This is a genomic window from Robertmurraya sp. DFI.2.37 (assembly GCF_029211245.1).
Classification (GTDB): domain Bacteria; phylum Bacillota; class Bacilli; order Bacillales; family Cytobacillaceae; genus Robertmurraya; species Robertmurraya methanolica_A.
In genome coordinates this window covers 1-329 of sequence record NZ_JARGEJ010000469.1, presented here as the reverse complement: position 1 = coordinate 329, position 329 = coordinate 1, and the positions used below count along the sequence as shown (strand labels likewise).

At 32.8% G+C, this 329-nt stretch carries 1 protein-coding gene; it reads right to left on the bottom strand.

What is annotated here, in order from left to right; all coding sequences use genetic code 11:
• On the bottom strand, window positions 1-329 hold a 329-nt coding region (locus PZE06_RS27335; protein WP_369011863.1), incomplete at both ends, for a MurR/RpiR family transcriptional regulator.

The following is a 329-nucleotide window of genomic DNA, read 5'->3' as shown; positions in this document are numbered from 1 at the left end:
GCCAGTATTGATTTATATCCAATTTACTTCTTAATGTTGTAAGAATTTCAATTTCTTGTTCTATCAAAGTATCGATAAAATCCAGATTATCTTTCGGTTCTTCTCCTATGGAATTCCCATGCTGTTCAATCCGTAGCAAATATTCTTTTTGAATTTGTTTTTGCATTTGGGAAAAGCTCTCAACATCCAATGCATAAGATAATCGAATAACAGTTGTTTCACTGACTTCAGCCTGTTTTGCGATTTGTGAAGCTGTTGACATACTGAAACCAACAACATCTCTTAATAACAAGTCAGCTTCTTTTTTTTGCCCCTTTGATAAATTTTGA